Source organism: Pseudacidovorax intermedius (genome assembly GCF_003350475.1).
GTDB classification, from domain to species: domain Bacteria; phylum Pseudomonadota; class Gammaproteobacteria; order Burkholderiales; family Burkholderiaceae_C; genus Xenophilus; species Xenophilus intermedius.
The window spans coordinates 246,368-271,460 of the sequence record NZ_QQAV01000004.1; the positions used below are offsets into that span (position 1 = coordinate 246,368).

Annotated in this window: 29 protein-coding genes; 26 read left to right on the top strand and 3 right to left on the bottom strand. The window is 67.6% G+C overall.

Annotation, left to right across the window (positions count from 1 at the left end; genetic code table 11):
* Positions 1 to 6: 6 nt before the first annotated feature.
* Positions 7 to 483 (bottom strand): hypothetical protein, encoded by a 477-nt coding sequence (locus tag DFR41_RS13255; RefSeq protein WP_114803013.1) that lies wholly within the window; start codon positions 481 to 483, stop codon positions 7 to 9.
* A gap of 296 nt (positions 484 to 779) precedes the next feature.
* Here DFR41_RS13255 and DFR41_RS13260 point away from each other — a divergent pair, with 296 nt between their 5' ends.
* From DFR41_RS13260 to DFR41_RS27375, 10 genes are all read left to right on the top strand, one after another.
* Entirely contained in the window at positions 780 to 1,124 is a 345-nt protein-coding gene (locus DFR41_RS13260; protein ID WP_114803014.1) for a hypothetical protein, read from the top strand.
* A 104-nt stretch (positions 1,125 to 1,228) separates the two neighbouring features.
* Positions 1,229 to 2,104: a DUF5131 family protein gene (locus DFR41_RS13265; RefSeq protein ID WP_114803119.1), complete on the top strand. Its 876-nt coding sequence runs from the start codon at positions 1,229 to 1,231 to the stop codon at positions 2,102 to 2,104.
* Entirely contained in the window at positions 2,059 to 3,027 is a 969-nt protein-coding gene (gene tcmP, locus DFR41_RS13270; RefSeq protein WP_114803015.1) for a three-Cys-motif partner protein TcmP, read from the top strand. The genes DFR41_RS13265 and tcmP overlap by 46 nt, the downstream gene beginning before the upstream one ends.
* 76 nt (positions 3,028 to 3,103) lie before the next feature.
* Complete coding sequence (locus DFR41_RS13275) at positions 3,104 to 3,580, top strand: DUF1833 family protein (RefSeq protein WP_114803016.1); 477 nt, start codon at positions 3,104 to 3,106, stop codon at positions 3,578 to 3,580.
* A 5-nt stretch (positions 3,581 to 3,585) separates the two neighbouring features.
* Positions 3,586 to 4,008: a hypothetical protein gene (locus tag DFR41_RS13280; RefSeq protein WP_147284351.1), complete on the top strand. Its 423-nt coding sequence runs from the start codon at positions 3,586 to 3,588 to the stop codon at positions 4,006 to 4,008.
* On the top strand, positions 4,005 to 8,426 hold the full coding sequence (locus DFR41_RS13285) for a host specificity factor TipJ family phage tail protein (protein ID WP_147284352.1): 4,422 nt from the start codon (positions 4,005 to 4,007) through the stop codon (positions 8,424 to 8,426). Before DFR41_RS13280 ends, DFR41_RS13285 begins: the two co-directional genes overlap by 4 nt.
* Before the next feature lie 2 nt (positions 8,427 to 8,428).
* Complete coding sequence (locus DFR41_RS13290; protein ID WP_114803019.1) at positions 8,429 to 9,037, top strand: hypothetical protein; 609 nt, start codon at positions 8,429 to 8,431, stop codon at positions 9,035 to 9,037.
* Positions 9,038 to 9,040: 3 nt separating this feature from the next.
* Positions 9,041 to 9,367: a hypothetical protein gene (locus tag DFR41_RS13295; protein WP_114803020.1), complete on the top strand. Its 327-nt coding sequence runs from the start codon at positions 9,041 to 9,043 to the stop codon at positions 9,365 to 9,367.
* The gene (locus DFR41_RS13300; RefSeq protein WP_114803021.1) at positions 9,367 to 11,733 is read left to right on the top strand and encodes a hypothetical protein; all 2,367 of its coding nucleotides are present in this window, start codon (positions 9,367 to 9,369) and stop codon (positions 11,731 to 11,733) included. The genes DFR41_RS13295 and DFR41_RS13300 overlap by 1 nt, the downstream gene beginning before the upstream one ends.
* A 9-nt stretch (positions 11,734 to 11,742) precedes the next feature.
* A complete protein-coding gene (locus DFR41_RS27375; RefSeq protein ID WP_147284353.1) occupies positions 11,743 to 12,486 on the top strand; it encodes a hypothetical protein in 744 nt (247 codons plus the stop codon).
* A 62-nt stretch (positions 12,487 to 12,548) separates the two neighbouring features.
* Here the strand turns inward: DFR41_RS27375 and DFR41_RS13305 are convergent, their stop codons facing one another.
* Positions 12,549 to 12,908 (bottom strand): hypothetical protein, encoded by a 360-nt coding sequence (locus DFR41_RS13305; RefSeq protein WP_147284354.1) that lies wholly within the window; start codon positions 12,906 to 12,908, stop codon positions 12,549 to 12,551.
* Between the two features lie 79 nt (positions 12,909 to 12,987).
* Here DFR41_RS13305 and DFR41_RS27380 point away from each other — a divergent pair, with 79 nt between their 5' ends.
* From DFR41_RS27380 to DFR41_RS13365, 16 genes are all read left to right on the top strand, one after another.
* Positions 12,988 to 13,152, top strand: coding sequence for an Arc family DNA-binding protein (locus tag DFR41_RS27380; protein WP_147284355.1), 165 nt, complete (start codon positions 12,988 to 12,990; stop codon positions 13,150 to 13,152).
* Between the two features lie 47 nt (positions 13,153 to 13,199).
* Complete coding sequence (locus tag DFR41_RS13310) at positions 13,200 to 13,679, top strand: phage regulatory CII family protein (protein WP_114803023.1); 480 nt, start codon at positions 13,200 to 13,202, stop codon at positions 13,677 to 13,679.
* Positions 13,680 to 14,149: 470 nt separating this feature from the next.
* Positions 14,150 to 14,815, top strand: a complete 666-nt coding sequence (locus tag DFR41_RS13315; protein WP_114803024.1) for a tyrosine-type recombinase/integrase — start codon at positions 14,150 to 14,152, stop codon at positions 14,813 to 14,815.
* Positions 14,812 to 15,099, top strand: a complete 288-nt coding sequence (locus tag DFR41_RS13320) for a hypothetical protein (RefSeq protein WP_114803025.1) — start codon at positions 14,812 to 14,814, stop codon at positions 15,097 to 15,099. The genes DFR41_RS13315 and DFR41_RS13320 overlap by 4 nt, the downstream gene beginning before the upstream one ends.
* Positions 15,084 to 15,362 (top strand): hypothetical protein, encoded by a 279-nt coding sequence (locus DFR41_RS13325; protein WP_114803026.1) that lies wholly within the window; start codon positions 15,084 to 15,086, stop codon positions 15,360 to 15,362. Before DFR41_RS13320 ends, DFR41_RS13325 begins: the two co-directional genes overlap by 16 nt.
* Positions 15,338 to 15,514 (top strand): hypothetical protein, encoded by a 177-nt coding sequence (locus tag DFR41_RS27705; RefSeq protein WP_211322584.1) that lies wholly within the window; start codon positions 15,338 to 15,340, stop codon positions 15,512 to 15,514. The genes DFR41_RS13325 and DFR41_RS27705 overlap by 25 nt, the downstream gene beginning before the upstream one ends.
* Positions 15,511 to 15,948, top strand: coding sequence for a hypothetical protein (locus tag DFR41_RS13330; RefSeq protein WP_114803027.1), 438 nt, complete (start codon positions 15,511 to 15,513; stop codon positions 15,946 to 15,948). Before DFR41_RS27705 ends, DFR41_RS13330 begins: the two co-directional genes overlap by 4 nt.
* Positions 15,949 to 16,015: 67 nt before the next feature.
* On the top strand, positions 16,016 to 16,141 hold the full coding sequence (locus DFR41_RS28170) for a hypothetical protein (protein ID WP_280525156.1): 126 nt from the start codon (positions 16,016 to 16,018) through the stop codon (positions 16,139 to 16,141).
* Positions 16,138 to 17,472, top strand: coding sequence for a hypothetical protein (locus DFR41_RS13335; RefSeq protein ID WP_114803028.1), 1,335 nt, complete (start codon positions 16,138 to 16,140; stop codon positions 17,470 to 17,472). Before DFR41_RS28170 ends, DFR41_RS13335 begins: the two co-directional genes overlap by 4 nt.
* Entirely contained in the window at positions 17,469 to 19,409 is a 1,941-nt protein-coding gene (locus tag DFR41_RS13340) for a DNA cytosine methyltransferase (protein WP_114803029.1), read from the top strand. The genes DFR41_RS13335 and DFR41_RS13340 overlap by 4 nt, the downstream gene beginning before the upstream one ends.
* Positions 19,406 to 20,053 carry a DnaJ domain-containing protein gene (locus tag DFR41_RS13345; RefSeq protein WP_114803030.1) on the top strand — a complete coding sequence of 216 codons (648 nt, stop codon included), beginning with the start codon at positions 19,406 to 19,408 and terminating at the stop codon, positions 20,051 to 20,053. The genes DFR41_RS13340 and DFR41_RS13345 overlap by 4 nt, the downstream gene beginning before the upstream one ends.
* Positions 20,050 to 20,472, top strand: a complete 423-nt coding sequence (locus DFR41_RS13350; RefSeq protein WP_211322585.1) for an ASCH domain-containing protein — start codon at positions 20,050 to 20,052, stop codon at positions 20,470 to 20,472. Before DFR41_RS13345 ends, DFR41_RS13350 begins: the two co-directional genes overlap by 4 nt.
* A gap of 25 nt (positions 20,473 to 20,497) precedes the next feature.
* Positions 20,498 to 20,791, top strand: a complete 294-nt coding sequence (locus tag DFR41_RS13355; protein ID WP_114803031.1) for a hypothetical protein — start codon at positions 20,498 to 20,500, stop codon at positions 20,789 to 20,791.
* On the top strand, positions 20,788 to 21,024 hold the full coding sequence (locus tag DFR41_RS13360) for a hypothetical protein (RefSeq protein WP_114803032.1): 237 nt from the start codon (positions 20,788 to 20,790) through the stop codon (positions 21,022 to 21,024). The genes DFR41_RS13355 and DFR41_RS13360 overlap by 4 nt, the downstream gene beginning before the upstream one ends.
* Positions 21,025 to 21,086: 62 nt before the next feature.
* The gene (locus DFR41_RS27385; protein ID WP_147284356.1) at positions 21,087 to 21,365 is read left to right on the top strand and encodes a hypothetical protein; all 279 of its coding nucleotides are present in this window, start codon (positions 21,087 to 21,089) and stop codon (positions 21,363 to 21,365) included.
* Positions 21,334 to 24,159: a toprim domain-containing protein gene (locus tag DFR41_RS13365; protein WP_114803033.1), complete on the top strand. Its 2,826-nt coding sequence runs from the start codon at positions 21,334 to 21,336 to the stop codon at positions 24,157 to 24,159. The genes DFR41_RS27385 and DFR41_RS13365 overlap by 32 nt, the downstream gene beginning before the upstream one ends.
* Before the next feature lie 123 nt (positions 24,160 to 24,282).
* On the opposite strand, the gene DFR41_RS13370 is transcribed toward DFR41_RS13365, so the two are convergent.
* Positions 24,283 to 24,549 carry a hypothetical protein gene (locus DFR41_RS13370; protein ID WP_114803034.1) on the bottom strand — a complete coding sequence of 89 codons (267 nt, stop codon included), beginning with the start codon at positions 24,547 to 24,549 and terminating at the stop codon, positions 24,283 to 24,285.
* Between the last annotated feature and the right edge of the window lie 544 nt (positions 24,550 to 25,093).

Genomic DNA, 25,093 nt, shown 5'->3' on the forward strand with positions numbered 1-25,093 from the left:
CAGGCCCTATTTTCTGATCGCCGACGGCATCAGGGCCCAGAACTCTCTTGCCTTGCCGCGAGACACGACGATGGAAAAGCTGTCGACGAACAGGAAGGTGTGCGTCTCGTAGTCATCCAACTGCAGCACCAGTCTGTCCCCACCTCCGAAGGTGTCGATGGAGGCTTCGATCAGCCGGGCAATGGGGATGCGCTTCAGGATGCTGAAGCGATCCGAGTCCCACTGCTCGATGTAGATGCTCTGATTCGTCAGCACGATCACGCCGGACTTCGGATACGAAGCCATCCGGAGATTTCTGGCATCGCTGAAGCCGCGCGTGTTCGCGTGCCATTCAACGGGCGAGACGAAGCGCACCGCGTTGTCTGCGACGGGCAGCGCATCTGCGGCACTCTGCTGGAGCCTCTGCGCATCGACGGGCCCCACCGCGCATCCCGCCAGCGCAACGACAGCGAGAACAGCCCCCAGCAGCCTCCACAGCTTCATGAACGTTCCCTCTCCTAGTTGATCACTGCGACTTTAATGCAGTAAAGTCGCAGTGCCTGATGGTGAATCAGGCCGAGTTTGACAGCTCGAAGATCACTGCCGCGTCGGCCGCATCAACGCTTCCTGTTGAAATGCGGCTTTTTCGTTCGCGCCCCAGTTTTGGCGGCTCGGCGGGAGGGCTCACGCCCTGCCGGCTTACGCAAGTGGTCCCGGTCTGTCAACCCGTTCGAGCCGCCGCCCTCGTTTGACAGCGGGAGCGGTGGTTGTAGCAAATCGACCATCTGCGAGGCCACACCATGGCTACCACTGCCACCGCCACCGAGTCCGTCAGGGCTCCCTCCCCCTTCAAGTCCTACCCCGCCAAGATCCAGCGGCAGCTCAGCATCGAGCTGATCGACATGCTCTCCGGCGTCACTGACGACGCTGCCCGGGCCAGCAGCGCCCTGCAGGGCCTGGCCCAGCTGCTGGAGGGCTGCGCCCCCGGCCACGAGCTGCAGGCCGGCAACCTGCGCGAGCTGGTGGAGCCCATCTGCCTGTCGATGGACAACGTGGCGGCCGACCTGGCGGCCATGCTCAACGTGGAAGGCTGGCGCGCCCGCGCCGGCGCACTGGCCAACGCCACGAAGGGCGCTGCGGCCTGATCCGACTGGGAGCGCCGCCCGCGCTGCTCACCGGACAATGGCGGCGGCGCCCCTACCTTTCGGCCGATAGCGGCCGTGCCCCCAACACATAGACTGGACTGAACATGGCCAAGGATTCACGCATCGAGTGGACGCACCACACGTTCAACCCCTGGTGGGGTTGCGTCAAGGTGTCGCCGGCCTGCGATCACTGCTACGCCGAAGCCTGGGCCAAGCGCGTTGGCTCGGACGTCTGGGGCCCCGAAACGGGCCGCCGCTTCTTCGGCGACGCTCATTGGAAAGAACCGCTGAAGTGGAACCGCGACGCGGAGGCCGAAGGCGTGCGCCGCCGGGTGTTCTGCGCCTCCATGGCGGATGTGTTCGAAAACCGCGACGACCTGATCGAGCCCCGCAAGCGCCTGCTGGACCTGATCGAGGCCACGCCCATGCTGGACTGGCTGCTGCTGACGAAGCGCATCCACCTGGTGAAGAAGCTGCTGCCCAAGGGCTACAAGTTGCCAAAGCACGTGTGGCTCGGCACCACGGTGGAAAACGCCGAATACGCCAAGAAGCGGCTGCGCTACCTGCTCGAGTTCGACACGCCCTCGGTGCGCTTCGTGTCGTGCGAGCCCCTTCTAAGTGAGTTGGATCTGACCGCCTACCTGCAGCCGAATGCCGCAGGCGTGCGTGTCGACTGGGTGATTGCGGGTGGTGAGAGCGGGCACGGTGCAAGACCGATGAACCCAGCGTGGCCGGAGGCGCTGCAGAAGCAGTGTGCCGACGCGGGCGTGCCCTTTCACTTCAAGCAATGGGGGCACTGGGCTCCGGTCGATCCCCTTGCACTTCCGCAAGGCCTGCCGGAGAAGAAGGTCGTCCGCTTCTACCGCGGTAGAGAGGCCGTGCCTGTCGTCAGTGTTGGCAAGACCGCCGCAGGGCGCATTCTTCGAGGACGCACATGGGATCAATTCCCCGCGACAAGGGGCCTGACACACACAGCCTGAAGCTTTTCGACGCCGACGAGCTGACCGACCCGCCGCAGACTGCCGGCGGCGTGGTTGAGATGCCGTCCACCTTCCGGAAGAGCGCCTTCGATGGCTATCCGGTGTGGACCGAGAACAAGTCGAAGCTGATTCAGCAGTACGTCTACCACTTCATCATGGTCACGCACCATGGGACGTACATCGATGGCTTCGCCGGCCCCCAGGTCGAGGAATACAACGACGATTCCTGGTCGGCCAAGCGTGTGCTGGAGATCAAGCCGCCATGGATCAGGCGCTTCATGCTCTGCGATCTATCCCCCGCCCAGGTGGGCCGCCTGGAACAACTGAAGCAGGAGCGCCGGGACGCCGGCGACAAGCGGAAGATCGAGATCCTCGGCGGCGACTTCAACGTGGTGGTCGACTCGATCCTGACCCCAGACAACATCGGCGAGCGCGAGGCAACCTTCTGCCTGCTGGACCAGCGCACCTTCGAATGCCAGTGGAAGACGGTGGAGAAGCTGGCGGCTTACAAGTCGCTGTCGAAGATCGAGCTGTTCTACTTCGTGCCCGTAGGCTGGCTCAACCGGGCGATGTCGCGAACCACCAAGCAGGAGGACAAGCTGCGGGCCTGGTGGGGCCGTGACGACGTGGACATCGTGCGGAATGCACGGCAGGTCGACGTGGCCGAGCTGTTCGTGGACCGCTTTCAGCGGGAGCTGGGCTACAAGAAGGCCCTGGCGTGGCCCATCCACGACCGCGGCAGCGAAGGTCGGGTGATGTACTACATGATCCACGCCACGGACCATCCGCAGGCGCCGAAGCTCATGAACCGGTCCTATTGGAAGTCCACCAAGGCGGCCGAGCCCATGGCCCACACCCAGGCGGTGCTCGAGGGCTTCGAGCTGGGTGGTGCGCCACTCCAGGGGCCGCCGGCGGGCGAATAGCGCCGGCACGCCGTGCACTCTGGGGGCCGATTGGCCCCCTTTTTTCGTCCTGCCGCGGCACCTAAGGTGCCGGGCCATGAGCTTGACTCCCAGCACTGTGCGCGCCCTGCAGCGCGTGGACGACACCGGCGGCATGCTGGTGCTGCTGGACATCGACCATCCCTCCCTGTCGGGGCCGGTCCACATCGTCAACGACACGCGCGGGCTCACCAGCCGCGGCATCGACTACATCGCCCTGCCCTTTGCGGTGACCCTGCCGCAGGACAAGAGCAAGGAGATCCCGCGCGCCCAGCTGCAGGTGGACAACGTGGGCCGCGAACTGACGGCCGAGCTGGAACGCCTGCCGCCGGGCGCGGTGCTGACGGCCACCATCTCCATCGTGTACCGCGGCTCGCCGGACACGGTGGAATACGCCTTCACCTCGCCGCTGTCGTCGGTGCGGGCAACCGTGCAGAGCGTTTCCGCGTCGATGGGGCCGGATGACGTGATGCGCCTGCCGGCGGTGCGCGTGCGCTTCGACCCGCGCACGGCGCCGGCCGTCTTCCCGGGGTGATGGGCATGGACGAGATGCTCCGGCGCGCCCAGGCCTACGTGGGCCTGCCCTACCTGGATGGAGAGTTCGACTGCGCCGACCTGGCCGTGAAGGTGCAGTGGGAGCTGTGGGACCGACTGGTGACCCTGCCGCTGCACCGGCGCCGGCCGATGGGGGCCCGCGGCCAGGCGGCGCAGATCCGCGCGCTGCGCGACGAGCTGGCCGACCGGATCGAGGCGCCGCAGACGGGCTGCGGCGTGCTGCTGCTGACCGCCGACGACGCGGGCGCGGAGCTGTGGCACATCGGCACCGTGTTCCAGTCCGCCGGCGAGACCTGGGTGCTGCACAACAGCCACGCCCTGGGCTCGGCCCACCTGCAGCGGCTGGCGGACCTGCGCCGGCGCGGCATGCGCGTGGAAGGCTTCTACCAGTGGCGGGAGGCACTGTGAGGCGGCCGGACCCGGACGACGTGCTGGAGGTGCAGGCCCGGGTGGTGCCGGACGCACCCGACGCGCCGGAGGCCGTGCAGGCGGCCAAGGTGCCGGCGCTGATCGTCACGCCCCACCCGATCACGCTGGCGGGCCAGCGCGTGCTGGACGTGCGCCATGCGGCCCTGGTGCCGGGCGAGACGCTGGCCGACCTGCTGGCCCGCCAGGGCGTGCTGCCGGCCGAGCGCTGGGCGGTGACTGTGGGCGGCCTGGCCGTGCCGCCGGCGATGTGGCACCGGCTGAGGCCGAAGCCGGGCATGCTGATCGAGGCGCGCCGGGCGCCCGGCAAGGAGTACATCGGCTACATCGCGGCCATCGTGATCGCGATATTCGCGCCCTACGCCGGCGCAGCTATGGCGGGCACATGGGGCATCGGCGCAGCAGGGTGGACGGCGATCTTCTCCATCGCTGGCTCCATGATCGTCTCGAAGCTGCTGGCACCCAAGGCCCAGAAGCAGCTGAGCAACGCCACCCAGGGCCTGACCTACAGCCTGCAGGGCGGCCGCAACAGCACGCGCCCCTTCGAGCCCATGGGCCTGGTGCTGGGTGAGCCCTACTGCGTGCCCGACCTGGCCGCGCAGCCCTTCGTGTTCTTCGAGGGCGACGATCAATACCTGCTCCAGGTCTTCCATGCCGGCCTGAACTGCGGCCACGTGCACAGCCTGCGCCTGGGCTCCACCAGCATCGACGGCTACAGCGGCGTGACGCTGAGCTATGACGGCTTCAGCACGGGCAACACCGGGTTGCCAGCCATGTACGGCAACGTGGACACCGTGGCCGGCGCGGTGCTGACGGCCGAAGGCGGGCCCGGCGCGTGGGTGATGCGGACCACGAGCCCGAACACGATGCAGATCGCGCTCGACTTCGAGCTGATCGGAACCGCCACCAATCCGCAGAACGGGCTCTTCATCCTCCTGGTGATCGAGCTGCAGATGGAGTTCCGCCCGGTGGGCGGCAGCGACTGGACGCGCTTCTGGGACGGGGTGAACGAGAACGACGCCGTGGCCTGGGGCACCTACGGCAGCAAGCCGGCCCGCCACACTCTGCGCCGCAGCGTGCCGCTGGGGCAGTACGAGGTGCGGGTGCGCAAGTTCAACGCCGACTACCCCAGCGGCTTCAGCAGCGTGCAGATGGTCACCACCTGGGTGGGCCTGAAGAGCTACCAGCAGGACACGGCGAGCTACGGCGGCCAAGGCCGCGTGGGCCTGCAGATCAAGGCCAGTGGGCAGCTCAACGGCAGCGTGGACACGCTCAACTGGATGGCGGTGGCGCGCTCCATCCCCTTCTGGAACGGCGCCGCCTGGACCACGGCCACGAACCGGGATAACGGCCTGTCCAACCCCGGCGCGCAGATCCTGATGCTGGCCCGCGGCATCTACGAGGACGGCGAGCTGGTGGCCGGCCTGGGCCTGCCCGACGAGCAGATCGACATCGAGAGCCTGAAGGGCTTCATGGTGTTCTGCGCGGTGAAGGGCTTCAAGTTCGACTTCTTCCTGCAGGAGACGATGTCGATCGGCGACCTGATCGACACCATCGCCGCGGCGGGCATGGGCTCCAAGAGCTGGCACACCGGCAAGCTGGGCGTGATCTGGTTCAGCGACGACGATCCCATCGAGGGCGTGCTGAACATGGGCACGATCAAGGCCAAGAGCTTCAGCGTGACCTACGACACGCTGGCCACGGCCGACGAGCTGGAGTACCAGTATTTCGACCGGGAGCGGGAACACACCTGGCAGAGCATCCGCGTGCTGGCCCCGGGCGTGGTGAACCCCACGCAGACGGCGCGCGTGCAGCTGCAGGGCGTGACCACCGAGGCGCATGCCGCGCTGCTGGCCCGCTTTGCGATGGCCCAGAACGTCTACCAGCGCAAGACTGTGGCCTGCGACGTGGACCTGGAGCACCTGGTGTTCCGCCGCGGCACCGTGATGGCGGTAAGCCACGACCTGACCCAGTGGGGCTACAGCGGCCGCCTGAATGGCTTCAGCCGCGACGGCGGCGGCATCGTGACGCTGACGCTGGATGACCTGGTGCCGGCCGTCTCGCCCACCGGCGCGACCAGCCGCTACGTGGGGCTTCGCCTTCCTGGGGAGACCGGCTACCGCGTGTTCGCTGTGGCCGCCTTCACGGGCGAGACGCGCACCCTGGTGCTGGCGGGCGCCTGGCCGGCCGGCGCCGCGCTGCCGGGCACGGCCGACAACCCCGCGCACGACACCGTCTGGATCTACGACTTCAAGGCCACCCCCGGGCAGAAGCTGCGCGTGGCCGACGTGTCGCCACAGGGCAACCTGGACGGCGCCAAGGTGTCGCTGGTGCCGGAGTCGCCCGAGTTCTGGAACTACGTCTGGAACGGCATCTATGCGCCGCCGCCGGACAACAGCTTGCTGGCCCAGGACCTGCCCAAGGTGCAGGCCCTGCGCGTGGTGCCGGAGCAGGAGCGGCAGGGCGAAGCGTGGGTGACCCTGCTGCACGTGCTGTGGGAGGTGCGCGGCGCCTTCGCCGTGGCCCAGGTGTGGGTGGGCGTGGACGGTGCCGAGCTGCGCCAGGTCGCCGGCGACGTGGTGGTGCAGTCGTACACGCTGCAGGCCCAGCGCGATCAGACCTGGCAGATCGAGATCCGCGTCTTCGACAGCCTGGGGCGTGCCGGCGAGGCCGGCCGCATCACCTATCACGTGGCCGCCGTGCAGCCCGAGGACGTGGCCGGCCTGGCGCTGACGGTCGGCGATGACGGGATCTACGCCAGCTGGACCCTGCCGCAGGCCCTGGCGGGCGTGGACTGGTCGACCACGGCGCTGCGCAAGGGCGACACCTGGGAAGACGGCGTGCCGCTCTTCGAGGGCAAGGCGGACTCGTGGCGGCTGGGCTGGATGCCGGCGGGCACGCTGCGCGTGTGGGCCCAGCACAAGAACACGGCCGGCGAGGTGAGCACGCCTGTCTCGGCCACGCTCGAAGTGCTGGACCCCGACACGCCCACAGTCGCCGGCGTGGCCATGGGCCGCACGGTGAACCTGGCGTGGCAGGACTGCCGCACCACCCAGCCGGTGGCGCGCTACGTGGTGAAGCTGGGCGACTTGGAGGCGACGGCCGAAGAAGTCGGCCGGACGCCGGCCACGTCGCTCCAGCGCATGGAGCCCGACAGCGACGTGCTGGTTTGGTACCACGTGCAGGCCGTCGACGTGGCCGGCAACACGAGCGACTGGGGCTCGCGCTCGGTGATGCTGCTGCCCTACTTCGACCAGATTCCGGAGCTGGGGCAGTACATCGAGCGGGTGGACACGCTGGCGATCCAGTTCCGCGACGAGCTGGCCGCACTGGGCCTGAACGGCGTGCTGCGCAGCGAAGCCGCCGTGAGCGAGGCCCGCAAGCAGACGAAGCGGCAGGTGAACATCCTCGAAGCGAAGGTGGACAACAACTACGCGCTGTATGTCGAGCAGGTGGAGCTGCTGGTGACGGCGGACGAAGCCATGGCCAGCCAGATCAGTCTGCTGAGCGTCGGCCTGGACGAGGCCCGGGCGGACATCCTGGAGGAGAAGACGGTGCGCGCCACGGCCGACACGGCGCTGGCCAGCAGCATCACCACGGTGGTGGCCCGCGTCGACGACATCGAGGCGGCGTACGTCAACCAGATCGAGGTGGAGGCCACGGTGAATTCCGCCGTGGCGCAGAACAACACCTATCTGACCAGCAGCGTGGGGCCCATCGGCACGCTGTCGGCCACGGTGAGCAGCCAGAGCACCACCATTGCCACGCTGGACGGCAACCTGGCGGCGCAGTCGCTCATCAAGACCGAGATCGTGGGCAGCACGGGCAAGCGAGCCATGGCCGGCATCCGCATCGGTGTGAGCAGTTCCAGCGGCGGCAGCGACGTGCAGAGCGAGGTGGTGGTGCTGGCCAGCAGCTTCCGGGTGGCCAACGACCTGGGCGGCACCGGGCTCTTCGCCCCCTTCAAGGTCGAGGACGGCGTGACGTACATCGACGTGGCGCGGATTCGGGATGCCGACATCAGCACGTTGAAGGTGGCCGGGAACGCCATCATCCAGCCCGCGTGGGCGGTGGGCTACAGCACCGTGTCCATCGGCTTCACCGTGCCTGCGGGCCAGGTGTGGGAGGTGATGGCGCTGGCCTTCTTCCGCCAGACGGACAGCCAGACCACCACGCCCGCCGTCCACGTGCGCACGCTCACCGGGGCGCCTGACGCCACCGTGTACCAGGAAGCCCAGTGGATTGACGTTGGAGAAGGCGGCTCGAATGCCTGGCGCAGCCCCTCGGGCTCCATGGGCAGCGTCTTCACCTGCACCGAAGGCGGCCACGGTTGCACCGCGACCACCACGGACGGCGGCCACATCACGGTGCTGCTCTTCATCGCGAAGAAGAAGGCCTGACGATGCTCGCGCCCTACTCCGTCGTCGACGCCTGCGGCCGCGTGCTCATGGGCACCATGGCGCCGCAGCGCCCGCATGCCGAACCCGGCTGCACCGTGGTGGACGAGCTGCCCCCGAGCGAGGCGCACTACCGCGACCTGGTGGCGGAGACGTGGGTGCCGATGCCGCCCCGGCCGAGCGCTGCGCACGTCTTCGACTGGCCCACGCATGTTTGGATCGATCCGCGCACGCTGGACGAGCTGCGCGCCGCCCAGCTGGCGGGCATCAACGCCGAGGGCCGGCGGCGCGCCGCGGCGCTGACGGCCGGCTATCCCGACTTCGAACAGCGCACCTGGCCGAGCCAGGAGCGCGAAGCCCTGGCGTGGGCCGCCGACCAGGCGGCCCCCACGCCTTATCTGGACGGCATCGCCGCGGCGCGCGGCATCGAGCCGGCCCAGATGCGCGCGCTGACGCTGGCTGCCGTGCAGGCCTTCCAGACGGCCAGCCAGCAGCTGGTGGGCACGCGGCAGGCCCTGCGCGATGCGATCCAGGCCGCCGCCACGCGCGAGGAAGTCCTGGCCGTCGCGTGGCCGCCGCTGCCCGAGCCATCCCCTCCACCCTCCTCGGAGTGACCCATGAGCACCCCTGCCCCCGCACCGATCATCGGCCTGGAGAAGGCCATCACCTGCCCGCGCACCGAAGCGCCGCTGCTCTTCCACAAGCTGTTCTTCTGCCAGATCAACTTCGTGCAGGAGAGCACCGTGGCCACGCTCGGCTCCTTCAGCTCGCGCACCGCCAAGCAACACGTCAGCACCGTGCAGGTGGCGATCAAGGCCGTGCCCCAGGGCGACAACGCCCAGTGGATCTACGAGCAGATCCTGGCGGCCCAGGGCGAAGAGAACGTGCTGGCGGGCGCCACGGCCGTGCGCGCCGAAGCGCCGGCGGCGTCGGAGGGTGACTGATGGCCTGGTATCGCGCCGGCACCATCACGCTGACGACTGGCTCCGCCACTGTGGTCGGGGCGGGCACGGCCTGGGTGAAGTACGCCCGGGCGGGCGACCTCCTCTCCCTCCCAGGCCAGGCCCTGGAGGTGAAGAGCATCAACAGCGACACGCAGCTGGAGCTGGCGCTGCCCTACAGCGGCGCCGGCGGCGCAGGCATCGGCTATGCCCTGGTACCCACGCAGGGCTACGTGCCCGATGCGCTAGCGGCGATGCAGCAGATCCTGAACGAGTTCGGGGACATCTGGCAGGCGTGGCAGGCCGGCGACCTGCAGGGGCGGGGGCTGGTGCTCAAGGGCTCGGAGGATGCCGTCGAAGATCTGCCTACCGAAGGCAATACGGCAGGTGATGGCTACATCGTTGCCGGCTCGAAGCTCTATGTCTGGAACGGCACGGAGTGGAAGTATGCGGGTGAGTTGGTCACCACGCCTGAGCTTCAGCAGTTGCGCCAAGATGCACTTGATGCCGCATCTTCGGCAAGTACATCAATGGAAGGCGCTGCGGCTGAGCGCATCGCGACGGAAACGATTCGTCAGGTTGTGGAGGGCGCGCGAGATGACGCCGCGCTCTACGCGCAGGCTGCGCAATCCGGCGCGGGCGTTCAAGAATCGTTCCCCATTGGCGTCGGCTTGAGCGGTGACACGAGCGGCCCGGCCAGCTTCTTTCAAGTCAAAAAGGGCGGACTCGGCTCGGACGGAGTTACCCCCTTGCCGCGTCAATCCATGTTCCAGCGGACGGGGCCGACCACGGCCAACTTTCTCTACTCACTCCTGCCCGCTGGTGAGTTCGACGCAAGCTTCCAGGTCCTGAACACTCTGCTCTCCCGGTATCTGCTGACCATTGCAGATCCTGCGACGGAGAACACCATCTTCGGGATCGACAAGACGGGCATGCCCGACAGCTTGCCGATGCGCGCTCTTCGAGCATCCGTCGATGCCAACACCGCTGCCCTCGCGCCGTTTGCTGTGGAGCCTGGCGCGCTGACGGATTCACTGCTTGTGCTGCGCGATCCGCTAACTGGCAATGAGATCGCCAAGATCCTCAAAACGGGCGAGTTCGACTCGATCCCTTCGCGCGCATTGAAGACGCGCATCAACGCCATCGCATCCGCAGTCGCCGAGCTACGCCGCGGCGAGTTCATCGAAGACTATGAGCTAGAGCTTGCCATTGCGTACGGGCAGTCCCTTTCAAGTGGCATCTCATCTGGGCAAGCCGCGATCAGCACGACGCAGCCCTATGGATCGCTCATGCTGTCCGGTGGGATTCGCACCTTCGGCCGGGCGCCATACACGGGCGAGACGCTTGTCCCGATGGTCGAAGCAGTGACAACTGGAACTGCTGCGGGCGTCGAAACGCCCCTCTCCGGCATGGCTGAGATGTGCAACGCCCTGATCGAGACCGAGAACGAAGTTAAGTGGACCGACCACGCCTGGCATCTTGTCGGCGCTGCCTGTGGCGGGGATGGCGTCAACATCACGAACCTCGGAAACACCGCGGGCTCGAACTACCAGGGGCTGCTGTCTGTCGTGGATCGCGTCAAGGCTATCGCCGACGCCGACGGGCGGCCGATGGTTGCTCGACACGTCAACTGGATTCATGGCCCCGCAGACACGGCCGGTGGGATGGCTCGTGAAGAGTACGCATCGCGCCTGACTACGCTGCATGCGAACCTCGACGCGGATATCAGAGCGCGCACCGGACGCACAGAGCCAGTGCTCATGGCCATCTCGCAGACCGCGAGCCATTCTGTCTATAGCAAGCCCCCGCTGGTGGCTCTAGCCCAGGCCGATGTATGCGACGGCGTGACGCGGTTTCTCATCACGCCGGAATACTTTTTCAACTACCGGGATCAGGTTCACCTGTATCCGGAGAGCTACAAGTGGTTTGGCGCGTACTTCGGTCTGTGGCGCAAGCGTGTGCTGATCGACGGCAAGCCGTGGAAATGGCTCAAGCCGGTGCGCAAGATCAGCCAGGGTCGCGCGGTCGTCGTGATTTTCGATGTGCCCGTGCGGCCTCTTGTGCTCGACACAAGCATGGTGACAAACCCGGGGAACTACGGCTTCTCCCTCGTCGACAGCGTCGGCACCGCGATCCCCATCGCGTCAGTCGAGCTTGCAGGCCCCACGCGGGTGAAGATCGTCGCTGGTGCTGACTTGCCTGCAGGCTTCAAGGTTCGCTATGCGTACGACAACGGCACCAACGCCGGCGCGGGGCCGCTCACAGGCGCGCGCGGGAATTTGCGCGATGGGATGGGCTACCTGTATTCGACCCTCATCCAAGGCGTTCGCCGGCCGCTTCATAGCTGGTGCGAGATCTTCGAAATCTGAGGCATCACAATGCAAGTCATCAAAGTAATTGGCGCGGACACGGGCTCCAACAACATTGGTCGCTCTGCGCTCCTGACAAGCAATCGCGAAGGGCTGGTCGGTGAGTATCTGCTGAGCAAGAGCGCAGCAGCGAGCATTCAGAACACAGCGAACTCCGACAAGCCACTGACGGTCGTGGGTGAGCCCGTCTTCAATCCGGACCATGTAGTCTGTTCCAGCCCAAATTGGTTCGAGACCGGTCTCTATGAAACTGCGGAGCTGACCGCAATGGTGGTCTGCGATGCCGCCGTGAATGGAGCATTTCTGCTCGGTACTTTCGCAGGCTCAACGGGTCAGCGCTCGATGATGATGTGGCAATCGGCATTGCTCGTCCTGCAGGGGCATGGCACCGATGCAAACGGCACAAACCCGACTGAGAACAGCTCGTCCGTTGCAAAACTCAATGTGACGACCGACTTTCGAATCGTTGCCGGGCGTATTTCTTCAGGCGCTGATTACACGCTCAAGCTCGATCAATACAAAGGCGGGGTGCAGACCAGCAGTGCTGCCACAGTTGTTGCCGGGAAAACGCGGGCGGTCAATGGCAGTCGGTCCATCGCAATCGGATCACCCCGCGGGGCCGTGAGTCCTGGGGGCTTGGTCAAGATCGCAGCTGTGCTCCTCTGGGCTCGTCGCTTTGCAGACGCTGAGCTCGCGTCGACATTTCCCGAGGTAGCGGCGCAGGTCAAGGCTCTAAGGGGGCTAGTTCTCTAACACCCCTCGACCGTCGCAATCGAGGGAGTTTCGACCAACCTCATTCATGGACCGCAGGAGCGCTAAAGGTCAGCCAGAAGTATTAGCAGCGCTTGCCGCTGCCCCTCAGTGAGCCCCTTGTAGAGCGTCAGCAAGTGCCGCTCATCCTCGCCAAGCTCACGCCCAGGGCTGGCGAGCCACGAGGCGATGGCCGGCCGGCGATCCGCCGGCACCACGCCACCACGCCCCGCCGCGCCCATCGGATCCACCTCCAGGCTCTGCCGTAGCCGCAGAACGATCTCTGCGGTGCGGGTGCGCGCATTCGCAAAGGCTGAGCGATCCACGGCCTCCTTCACGTCGTGCGGCAGTTCGAGCAACAGCCGGGGCTTGCGCCGGCCCTTCGCCACTGGCTCTTCCTCGTCGTCAACGCGCGATTTCGTCACGGTGGGATTATCCGGGGCTTGCGCCGGATGGATATACGTGGATACCTTTGGATGTACTTCGGATGCAACTCCTATATCCATGAACATCCAACCTCCCAAAAAGCGAAAAGTCCTCGTCACCTTCCCTGAGCCCGTGCTGGCCAAGGTCGAAGCCGTTGCGCGCCGCGAGGCCCGCAGCCGCAACGCCATGGTGGTGCGCATCGTGGAGCAGAGCCTGCGGCGCCGTCCGGCGAAGGCGTCCTGAGCGGCATGGTCGCTCGGACACCCTGCCCGCTCAACTGAGACAAGGCGATGCGTTCACACCGCACCGACATAGACGCGGTCCCGGACAGCCCGCACGAGGCCTTCCGCGTGGTCGTGCACAGCTACGGCGTGAAGGACATGGCAGCGCAGATGCTGTGCAAGCCCGGCACGCTCTACAACAAGTGCGACAGCGACGAAGACGGCCGCCACCAGCCCACGCTGCGCGACCTGGTGCAGGTGACCCGCATCAGCGGCGACATGCGCATCCTGGAGTCGCTCAATCGCCTGTTCGACCGCGCGTGCTTCGATGCCTCGACCGAGGGCGTGAGCTACAGCGATGCGGCCATCCTCGAACTGCTGTGCGAGGTGTCGAGTGAGAAGGGGCACCTGTTCCAGGCCCTGCGCGACGGCCTGAGCGATGGCAAGTGGAGCGCCGACGACATGCGCGCGGTCCGCAAGGAAGCGTTCGACCTGTTCCGCGCGGTCCAGGTGTTGATGCTGCGCCTGCAGGGGATGGTCGATGCCTAAGCCCGGCCGTCCCGCTGCGCTCCCTGCCCGGCGTTTTGCCGTGCACCACTGCATTCCCGTGGGCGCCGTGGTCGATGTTGCGCCCGCGTTGGTCGGCCTGTTCGGTCGCGATATCCACGACGCCCTGATGCGGAGGTCCTGCGAGGTCCCCTCCCTCCCAGAAGAGCCATGCCCCACAGGCGGAGCTGCCGCTGGATCACGCGCCGGCGCTGGAGCAGCGCATGCGCGCGGTGTTCGACCGGCAGTGGCGCCGGTGGCATCCGGCCCGGAGCTACGAAGAAGCCGTGGCCGACCCGCTTACCCACCGGCTGCTGCTGCTGACGGTGCAGCACCTGCCGGCCCCTCCCACCCCTAGGAAACCCCGATGCAAGCGCTGACGCGATGGGCGTGCGCGCTCCTGTGGGCCGGCTTGGTGTGCGCCGCGACCACCGACTTTTTCAACGCACACCGCAACGACGAGGAATCACACGATGCAGAAACGCTACCTGGACGAGGCGCAGCAGCGCCGGCTGCTGGAGGGGCCGAAGCGCAGCACGGACCCGCTGGCGCAGCGCGACTATCACTGGCTGGCGGCGCTCATGTTGACGGGCATGCGCATCACAGAGTTCAGCCGCCTGTCGGTATCGCTGGTGCGCCGAGCGCTGGACGCCGGCTGGCTGGTGAGCCCCAAGGAGCATTGCAAGGGCAAGCGCAAGGCCAACGACTACAAGATCACGCTGCCCCTGAGGCAGCACCTGCAAGCGCTGCTGAAGCTGAGCGATGCCCACCCGCAGGCGGGAGAGCCCGACCAGCCCCTGGTATGGGGCCGGGACATCTCTGGCCGCGCCGGGCCGCTGTCCGTCCGCTCGTATGAGGACCGCATCAAGCACTGGGCGCAGGTCGCCGGACTGGACCCACGCATCAGCCCGCACTGGCTTCGCCACACCCGCGCGATGAACGTGATGCGCCGCGGCCGTGGCAAGGAGGAGAACCGCCTGAAGGTGGCGCAGATCGCGCTGAACCACGCGAGCCTGAAGAGCACCGGCGTTTACCTCGGTCTGAGCCGCGAAGAGTACGAGGCCGAGATTCAGGCCATCGACGGCGGCCGCATGCGCAAGCGCGAAGCGCGGCGGGCGGTTGAGGAGATGACGTCATGAGCGCGCAGCCTGTAGTGCTGACTGCAGCGGACTCGTTCAGTCTCATGAGCATCCGACAAGACATCGGCGTCGTTTGGTTCACCGGAGCCGCCGAGTTCGGCCGTTTGCCCGGGTACGACCTCTGGGCCGATCGCTGGGGTGCACCCACCACAGAGAGCACCTGGGCCTGGACGGTTCGCGAGCAGCGGACGGACGAGTCCGGGCGTCGGTGGGGCCGCTTTTACTCGGCGGTAATGAGTGATTTCGGCGCGCTGGTCGAGGTGGACGAATGCCCGGTTCTCTGATCCAGCAGGGCAAGGCCCTCTACCTCACCCTCCCCCAGGCCGGTTCCATGCTGGGGCCGGAGCTGACGGTCTACCAGCGCCGCGACGGCGAGACGGCGGCGCATGTGGTGCTGCACCTGTCGCATGCGGGGTTCGTCGCCAGCCAGCGCCTGACGCCGGCCGAGGCGCGCGACCTGGCGCGTCGGCTGCTGATGACGGCCGCAGCCATCGATCCCTCCATCGTTCCGGAGGCACAGCCGTGCCCCTCCAAGCTGTCCGTGTGACCCACGTGGATGCGCGCAACCGGCGGCGCCGGTTGCACGTGATCGCCGTGAACGTGCGCGCCGCCATCGACCAGGTGCTGGCGCTCTACGGCGATGCCCGCTCGCTAAGCGCTCGCCGACTCGTCGGCCCCTACGACCGGAAGCACCCATGAGCGGCGAATGCATTCCGTTGCGCCGACGTGTCCTCGACGCGCTCGCAGCCGCCGGCACCTGGGTAGCCAGGGCGGATCTGGACGGGTTCACCCACTGCGCATCGGCCCTCGACGACACGCTTGCCGACCTGGTGATCGACGGCACGGCTGAATACCGCCAGCACGCCGGCTATCGCCTGGTCGGCGACGCATTGGCCCGCGACGCCCTGCGCCGGCTGCACGCCAACCCGCAGGACCACCGCGTGGTGCTTGGTGCCGACGAGGGCGCCAAGGGCATGCGGCTGGCCTTTGCCCAGCGCGTGCCCACCGTGGGGCTTGTGCACTGGGTGATGCACCTGCCTCCCATCGATGACGCGGACGCCGCGCTAGCGCGCTCTCTGGGGGTCATGCAGATCTTCCAGGACAGCAAGGCGCCCCCGGAGGCCTCCGCGTGACAGCTCCAGCCGCATGCCGCGTGACAGGGGGCATGCACGGGCGCTGACCCGACATGAAAGGTGATGCATGAAATACGACGACTACGACGAGGACCGGCCCGAGGGCCCGGGCATGCTCGCGAGCTGCGCGGTGATCCTCCTGGGCATGTTTGTGGGCTTCGCCCTGGGCTGGTTCCTGAAGGGGTGCCCATGAACCCGGTCACCCACCCATCGAACACCCGCACGCTGAACCCACCACCCGGCTGGGACCAGGACAAGCTGCCCGTGGCAAGCGTGCCCGTCAGCGACGTCAGGCTAGGCGATGTGCAGGCCGTGGCCACGTTCTGGAAGCCTGAGCCCGTCGAGCTCGACGCGCTGCTGCTGGGTGGCACCGTGATGCTGTCGGTGATCGGTCCCACGATGCCGCCGGTCGCCGTGCAGGTGGCCAGGGCCACCGAGCGGCATGAGCCCTCGGGGGAGCCGACGCGCGAGGACCTGAATGCGCTGGCCCGGGCCTGCGCCGTGCCTGGGCACGCCACCATGATCGATCACCTGGCTTTCGGCCGCTTGGTGCTGGCCAGGCACGCGCGTCAAGCCATGGAGAACGCCTACGCCCGGCGCTACCTCTACCTGCGCGAGCGACCGCTGGACAGCATCGCGGGGGGCGGCCTGTTCGTCGGCCGCACTCCGGAGAACCAGGTGATCAACGGCGAAGACCTGGATCGCGCTGTCGACGAGCGGATCGCAGCGGAGTGGCCGGCGGCCCCTGCCCTGCGCTTCGGCCTGGACCGCGAGGCACTACGGCAGGATCTGGGCGAAGCCCTGACCACGGCGCTGGCCGCCGTCTGCGAAGACGGCGTGGCGCCGGACTGGTTCGACAGTCGCAACGTCGACACGGTGCTGGACGAGGTAATGCCCACCATCCGGATGCATGTGGATCCGGAGATGGTGAATGCGGCGTGGTCGGCTTCGGAGCCTGAGCCGCAGGGCGCCGACGCCAAGTGCATAGCCTGTGGCTGCACGGACAGCCGGGCCTGCATGGGCGGCTGCAGCTGGGCGTGGGTGGATCGCGAGGCCCGGCAGGGGCTGTGCAGCTCGTGCGTCGCCGACCATGTTTCCGCGGAGATCGAGCGCGCCGGTAAGCCACTGGAGCATCCGATGCCACCGCGCATCCAGGGCCTCGGCACCTGCTGCCACGACGACGCGCCCGCGGCCGGCTTCGATCCGGCGCGTGCGCTCAACGGCGAACTGCGGACCGAGATGCTGGACATGCTCCGCTGCATGGCGCGCGGCGACCTTGCAGAGCGCATCAAGGACGAGCCCCTGAAGACCATTCTGGCCGCCATCTTCACCGAACTGTCGGACGCCGACAGCGACGCGCAGGACGTACCCAAGCTTCACGAGCGCATCGAGGCCCTGGAGCGGGATCTGGCCGCGGCGGGTGATGCGCCCAAGCAGCTAGCCGCGTTGAATGAACGCCTGATCGCCGCAAACGCACAGGTCGACGCACTGCAGCTGCGGCTGGGGAAGGGCGGTGCAGCATGACGCAGTCCACCCTCACCGAGATTCGAGACTTCCACGCCTTCATGGGCGTGGGCGGCGGCAAGGCCGGCTTCGGCGATGCGCGGCCGCAGATCCCTGGCCTTCAGGGCCGCTTCCGCTACATCGGCGGCATCGACGTGGATCCGCGGGCCGTCCGCACGGCCGACCGCCTGTTTCCCCGTGGGCTGTCCAGCACCGTGATGGACGGCTTCTCCCGCGACCAGTTCATCGCTTTCCACGGCCACGAGCCGCCGGCCGACTGGCGCGAGGCCACTCCCGACGACATCCGGCGCGCCGCGCACGGCCTCAATCCGAACGTCATCTTCCTGTCTGCGCCCTGCAAGGGCTTCAGCGGGCTGACGCCCGAGGCGCGGGCGCGCAGCGCGAAGTACCAGGCCCTGAACCACTTGGCCGAGCGGGCCATGTGGCTCATGCTGGAGGCCTGGGCCGATGACCCGGCGGAGTTCTATCTTTTCGAGAACGTGCCGCGCATTGCCACCCGCGGCCGCGAGATGCTCGACCGCATCAGCGCGCTCCTGCAGCACTATGGCTATGTCGACCGCGAGACGACGCACGACTGCGGCGAGATCGGCGCGCTGCACCAGAGCCGGAAGCGCTTCCTGAAGGTGAGCCGGCACGTCGCCAAGGTGCCCAACCACCTGTACGAGCCGCTCAAGCGGCCACTGCGGCCGGTGGGCGAGCTGCTGGAACGCCTGGCGCTGCCCGGCGACCCCGCCGCTGGGCCAATGCACCGCGTGCCGCGGCTCAACTGGAAGACGTGGGTTCGGCTCGCCTTCGTGGAGGCCGGCAAGGACTGGCGGAGCCTGAATCGCCTGGCCGTGGAGAACGGGCAGCTGCGCGACTTTCTCATCGTGCCGGAGGGTACGGCCTGGCACAGCGGCGTGCTTGGCGTGAATGACTGGGGTACACCCGCCCCGACCGTGATTGGCAGTGCAGGTCCGACGAATGGCCACTACAGCGTCGCCGACCCGCGCGCGCCCGCTGGCGCGGCGCAGTACCAGCAGTACGGCGTGCTGCGCTGGAACGAGCCGACCGGCGCCGTGATCGGCGTGAAGAGCCCGGGCCAGGGCACGTATTCGGTGGCCGATCCACGGCATGCCGGACCCGCCAAGCACAGCAACGAGTACCGGATCGTGCCGTGGCAGGGCGCCGCCGGCGCCGTGACAAGCGCGCACGGCACCGGGCAGTGCGTGGCCGACCCGCGATCCGGCTCTGGCTTCGGCGGCGCCGGCAAATACCAGGTCACGCCGTTCGACGCGCCGGCCGGGACGGTGATCGCTGCCAGCACCACGGGCCAGGGCGCCTTCGCCGTGGCGGATCCGCGCTGCGGCAACTGGCATGCCGGCGCCTCCCGGAACAAGCTGAAGGTGACGCCCTGGGACGCGGCCGCGGGCTGCGTGACCGGCTCGCAGCAGGTGGCCAGCGGCGCGCTGGTGGTGGCCGACCCGCGTCCAGGCCTCCAGCGCGGCCGCGGCGACCACTACTTGACCGCCGGCCACTACGGCGTCCAGGCATGGGATGCGCCGACGCTGGCTGTGTCGGGCAGCGCCTGCCACGACAACGGCTTCTGGTCGGTGGCCGACCCGCGGCTGCCGGCGGCGACCGAGCAGCTCGTGGCCGTCATCCGCTCGCTGGATGGCACGTGGCATCGCCCGTTCACCACGCTGGAGCTGGCGGCCCTGCAGGGCCTCTACGACCCCGACGACGAGCAGGTGCTGGTGATGGACAGCGGCAGCGACAGCGCGGCGCGCGAGCACATCGGCAACATGGTGCCGCGGCAGGCTGCGCGCGCCATTGCCGAGGAGATCGGCCGGGCGATCCTGCTGGCGCGCACGGGCAACACGTTCCAGCTGAGCGCCACGCCGGTGTGGGTGCGGCCGGTGGCGGCCGCAATCAGCGTGGCAGGAGGCATGGCATGACGGTCAAGGCATTTCCACTGCAGTGGCCTGTGGGCTGGAAGCGGACCGATGCTGCCGCTCGCGCGGTCGGGCGCTTCGTCTCCCGAGGCGGCCACTCCGGCAAGCTGCTCACCACGGAATCGATCAGCATCCACGCCGCGACCGTGAGGCTCAAGGACGAGTTGGGCAAGATGGCCGTGGCCGACGACGATCTGGTGCTGTCGACCAATCTGACTCTTCGCCTCGACGGCATGCCCCGCAGCGGCCAGGCCGAGCCATCCGACCCTGGCGCGGCCGTCTACTGGCTGGACCCATGGACCAACGCGCCGCGTTGCATGGCCATCGACCGTTACACCAAGGTGGCGCAGAACATCGCTGCGCTCGCCGCCACCATCGAAGCGATGCGGGCGATCGAGCGGCATGGCGGTGCACTCGTCCTTGAACGGGCCTTCACCGGCTTCACAGCCCTGCCGGCACCGGGCAGTGCCGGCACCTGGTGGGAGGTGCTGGAAGTCACACCCGACGCCACCGCTGAGCAGGTGCAGGCGGCCCATCGCCGTCTCGCCGCGGCGCATCACCCCGACCGAGGAGGCGACGCAAAGCGAATGGCCGAAGTGAACCGGGCGCGAGACGAAGGCCTCCAGCAGCTGGGGGGCCGCCGATGATCCCCGCCCTCAGCATTCGCCAGCCCTGGGCCTGGCTGATCGTCCATGGCTACAAGCACGTGGAGAACCGGGACTGGAACACTCACTTCCGCGGCCGCGTGTTGGTGCATGCCGGCCAGACGCTGGCACGCCGGCACTACGACGAGCTGCGCGACAGCTTCCTGGAAGACGGCCTGTGCCCGGCGGACTTCCCCGCCTATGAGCAGCTGCCGCGCGGCGGCATCGTGGGCTCCGTGCGCATCGCGGATTGCATCGCTCCGGAGCGCTGGGCCACGCCGCCGCACGTCAACCCCTGGTACGTGCCCGGAAGCTTCGGCTTCATGCTGATCGAGCCGCGGCCGCTGCACTTCGTGCCCTTCCCGGGGAAGCTGGGGTTCTTCAATGTGCCGGTCGGCACGGGAGGGATCACATGCGCCTGAACCCCACACGGAAGGACGGCACGCAATGACCGGCCACCCTGTCATCGAACTGTCGGCCGCGTTCTTCGGCGTGCTCGGCACGCTGCTGCTGGCCTTCCGCTCGCGCTGGGCCGGCTGGGGATTCGTCTGCTACTTGGCGAGCAATGCCGGCTGGCTGGCGTTCGCCTGGGAGCATGGTCATCGCTTCCTGCTGGCGCAGCAGGTGGCCTTCACTGTCACCAGCCTTCTGGGTATCTGGAAGTGGCTGATCGACCCATGGCTGGGCCCGCTGCTGTCTCGCCTGTGCGACCCCTTCGACGGGGACCTGGATCAGCCATGAGTAGCGCCGAGCAGAAGCGGGCCATCCCCGTCCCGCCGGAAGTCGCCGCGACCATCGCCTGTATCTGCCGCGACGCTGGCCAGAAGGCCGATGGGGCCCGGCGGCGGGCAGATCAGGCGCGCAAGCAGGGGCTGATGCAGAAGGTGCAGCGCTACCAGGGCGAGGCGCGGGCCTACGACTGGATCTGCGAGCGCCTCCACGCTGAGTTCCTGGCCCCAGAGGTGACGCAGTGAGGGTGCCTCTGCATCGCTGCGCGGCCACCGGCTGCAGCAGGCAGGTTCCTTCCCACCTGCTCATGTGCATCGATCACTGGCGCCTGGTGCCGGCGCCGATCCGCCGCGAGGTGGTGTCGGCCTGGACCTGGCGGCAGCGATCTGCCCAGGCACCTGGCGGCGCCGCCGTCGACGCGGTGCGCGCCCACCAGACGGCTGTCGAGAAAGCCGTGGCAGCTGTGGCCACGAAGCAAACCAACAAACAAGCCCGGCGGGCAGCGGTGGAGGGAGACCTGTTCGCCGCCACGCCGGGCACTTCACAGCGAGAAGATGGCACTGAACACAACCAGCGGCCGGCCTGACACGGCCGCGGAGATCAACGCAAAGGTCGACTGCGAGGACTTGGCCGAGCGCCTCGGCCTGGAGCGGCCGACCGGTAAGGGCAACTTCCGAAGCCCGCACCACCCCGACAAGGAGCCCTCGGTTTCCGTGTTCCGGGCTCGATCTGGCGTGAACGCCGGCGCTTCCCGCTTCAAGGATCACTCGACCGGGGAGACCGGCGGCCCGATCGACATGCTGATGTGGGCCCGCGGCATCGACTTCGTCGACGCGGTCAAGGAGCTGGCGGACATGTACGGGATCCGCGTGCACAGGCCGGCGCCCCCCGGCGCCGTGGTCGCGCCGCCAGCGCCGCGCACCCTGGCCGAGACCATCGCAGACGCCTGCATCCGGGACGCCGGGCCCGGCCGCGATGACCTGGTGGCGTACCTGGAGGGGCGGTGCATCAGCCGTGAAGTGATCGATCACGCCATCAAGCGGCGGACCCTCGGCTGGAACACCTGGCGCAGCCCCAGAGTTCCGGAGGGTGAACGCGGGCACGGCGGGCCTGCCGTGGCCACCATCGTCCGCTCGCCGATGAACGACCAGGTGATGGCGGTGGACATGCGCTACACCGACCCTGAGAAGAACGGCGGCCAGAAGACGGGCAGTCAAGGCGAGAAGGCTGGCTATCCGTGGTGCAGCGACTGGCGCCGCCTGCAGGCGGCTCACAAGGTGTTCGTGGTGGAGAGCGCGATCAACGCCATGACCATCGAGACGTGCGGCATCCCCGGTTCGGCCGCGCTGGCGGTCCGCGGCACAGGCACAGTGGAATCCATCGACTGGACCATCCTGCGGGGCAAGCAGGTCATCGCCGTCTTCGACAACGACCGGCCACAGGAGCATGGTCCCGCGGCCGGCTACTGCCCGGGCTTGAAGGCGGCGTGGCGGCTTCACGAGCTGCTGACCGCACTGGACATCAGCTGCCTTCTGGTCGACCAGTCCGACTGGTGGGAAGACGAGGAGAACCAGGAGGGGCTGATCAACGACATCAACGACTTCGCGAAAGAGCGCGGCGTCGACGCAACCAAGAAGGCGCTGGCCAAGCTGGAGAGCTGGCTGATTCCGGGCATGGCCGGCGACGACAAGCGGCTGGGCAAGCCGCGGCTGTTCCTGCCGAGCCACGACTACATGGCGTATTGGCGCTACCGGGTGCAGCCCGACTTCACCAAGTTCGTGGCCAAGGTGGACAAGGACAGCGACGGCAACGAGAAGCTGGAGTACCAGGACGTGTGTGGCTTCCGAGTCGCGGCCGTGAGCCGCGTGCAGATCGCCTCACCCACGTCGACGATGACGGGGGACGTGGACCACAGCCCCCGCACGATCTTCGCCCTGAGCGTCCAGGTGCCGCGCCACGGCGCGCGGCTGCAGCGCCGCGTGGTCGACGACGAGAAGCTGCACAACATCGACGTTTGGAAGAAGCTGGGTCCGGTGTTCGCCCCCACGCCGTTCGCCCGCATGCTGAATGTGCTGGAGCGTGCTGCCGACATCGGGGCCCGGGACGCCGTCAACTTCGTGGGCCTGGCCTGGCGGGGCGGGAAGCTGGTGGTGAACGAGGGGCCGGACTGCTTCTTCGCCGACCCGCGGCAGCAGTGCCCCTACCACGAGCTGATTTTCCCCTCGGGGACCATGACCGATGCCCGCGAGGTGGCCGCCCAGTTCCAGGCGACCTTCCGCGACAACGCGGCGATGATCCCGCTCGTGTGGGCGCTGGGGTCGCACCTCAAGGCCTTTTTGGGCTTCTGGCCGCACTTCGAGATGCAGGCTGAGAAGGGCACGGGCAAGACCACCCTGGTGAAGCGCCTGGAGCGCGCGCTGGCCATGATGACCAGCAGCCGCCAGAGCCTGCAGACCGAGTTCCGGCAGCTGACGTCGCTGAGCTATACCAGCCACCCCGTGGGCTGGGGCGAGATGTCGACCAACAAGCAGGACGTGATCAACAAGGCGATCAGCAACCTGCAGGAGTGCTACCAGTACGAGCACACGCGCCGCGGCGCCGAGCTGATCGACTTCCTCCTGTGCGCGCCCGTGCTGCTGTCGGGCGAGGATGTGCCCGTGTCCAGCCTGGTCGGCAAGATCGTGCGCTCCGAGCTGACCAAGGCCAAACGCGGCCCGCTGATTCCCGAGGACCTGCCCGTCTTCCCGGTCAAGCAGTGGCTGCAGTTCCTGGCCAGCAAGAGGAAAGACCAGGTGCTCGAGCTGCAGCGCTCGTGCGTGGCGGATCTGTTCGGCCGCTGCATCGCCAGCACGTCGGACTCGGGCGCCGAGCGGATGGTGGCCAACTACGCCGGCGTGGCCACGGCCTGGGAGCTGCTGTGCGAGTTCCTCGATCAGCCGCGGGAGACCGGCGACTTCCTGACCAGCCTGACGGCCGAGATGAACGCCCACATCCGCGAGAGCGCTGCCGAACGCCAGCCCTGGGCCTGGATCATGGAGAAGCTGCTCAGCGAGATCGCCAGCGGCGCGTTCCGCTACCCCTATGCCTTCAGCGAAGAGGACGAGGTGCCCGTGCTATGCGTGCGTACGGGCTTCGTCATGGCCCACATGAGCCAGACGCCGGCGCTGCGCGAGTTCTGGGACGGCCTGCCGGTCAAGAGCGATCGCGTGTTTAAGAAGCAGCTGGCCGCGGCGGGCGTGCTGGCCACGGAGCGGGCTGTGGAACGGACCATCGGCCACACACGTGTCGGCCACATGGTGGCGCTCAGCCTGCCGGCGCTGGAGCAGTTTGGGCTGCATGCCGTTCAGCCGAAGCGGGTCGATTCCGGCGCGCATGCTTGAAGTGTCAACCGAAGACCGGCCGGCCGAAGCCCTGAACACAGGGCCGTAGGTCGGCCACACGAGGCCTTTCGACCTACAGGCTTCCGGCAAAAGTCGAAGGTTCACAAGCAGGAGTCCAAGATGTCACGTTCCCGGCCCCACGCCGCCGGCGCGGATGCGCGCGCCCCTCTCCCTGAGATCCACACCCGCGAGACGCTGCGCGCTCTGCATGGCGAGGCGCAGACGCTCCACCAGGGCCTGGATCTGCTCGTCGAGCTGCTCGGCCAATGCGCGCCGGCCCACCAGGTCAGCGCCGGCGCCGTGCTTGCACTTCTCGATCCCGTCGCCGGCGGACTCGAGGCGCTCAGCGCGGACCTGCACATGCTTGCTGCCGACCGTGCGGCCGCGCATCACGGCCCTCCCCCGCTCCGCGGAGCAACCCAATTCCGCGCCGCAGGCGCCTGATGGGATTGATGACGAATGCGCAACGCTCGCCCGCCGGCCCCCCGCACCCCCCGACCGAGAAACGCCGCGGCCCGCAGGGCTCGACTGGAAGGCCGAGGGGGACGCCGGATAGGTTCAGGCTATCCCGGGACACAGGGGCGCACGCCGGAACACGTGGAAGCGATCTTCATGCAACCACCAAACGCTGATTTCACTAAGGCGATCCGGCCGTTTGCAACTTTTGGAATTCCACGGGTTGCCCTGTTTTCTCCACGGGTTGCCCATTTTTTTCCACGAGCGTCAATTCCTGGCCTGCGCCGACCTTTTCTCTCTTTCTCTCTTTTTTATAGAGAGAGAAGAGAGAGAAAGAAGGGCGGACGAAGGCCAACAACGGTCCACGGGATGAATGACCGGAAACAATATGTATCCACGGGTTCGGCTTCTGTTCCACGGGTTTTCCGTGGATTAAAAAATGGGCAAAGTCCAATGCCTGCAAGCACTTACAGCCTGG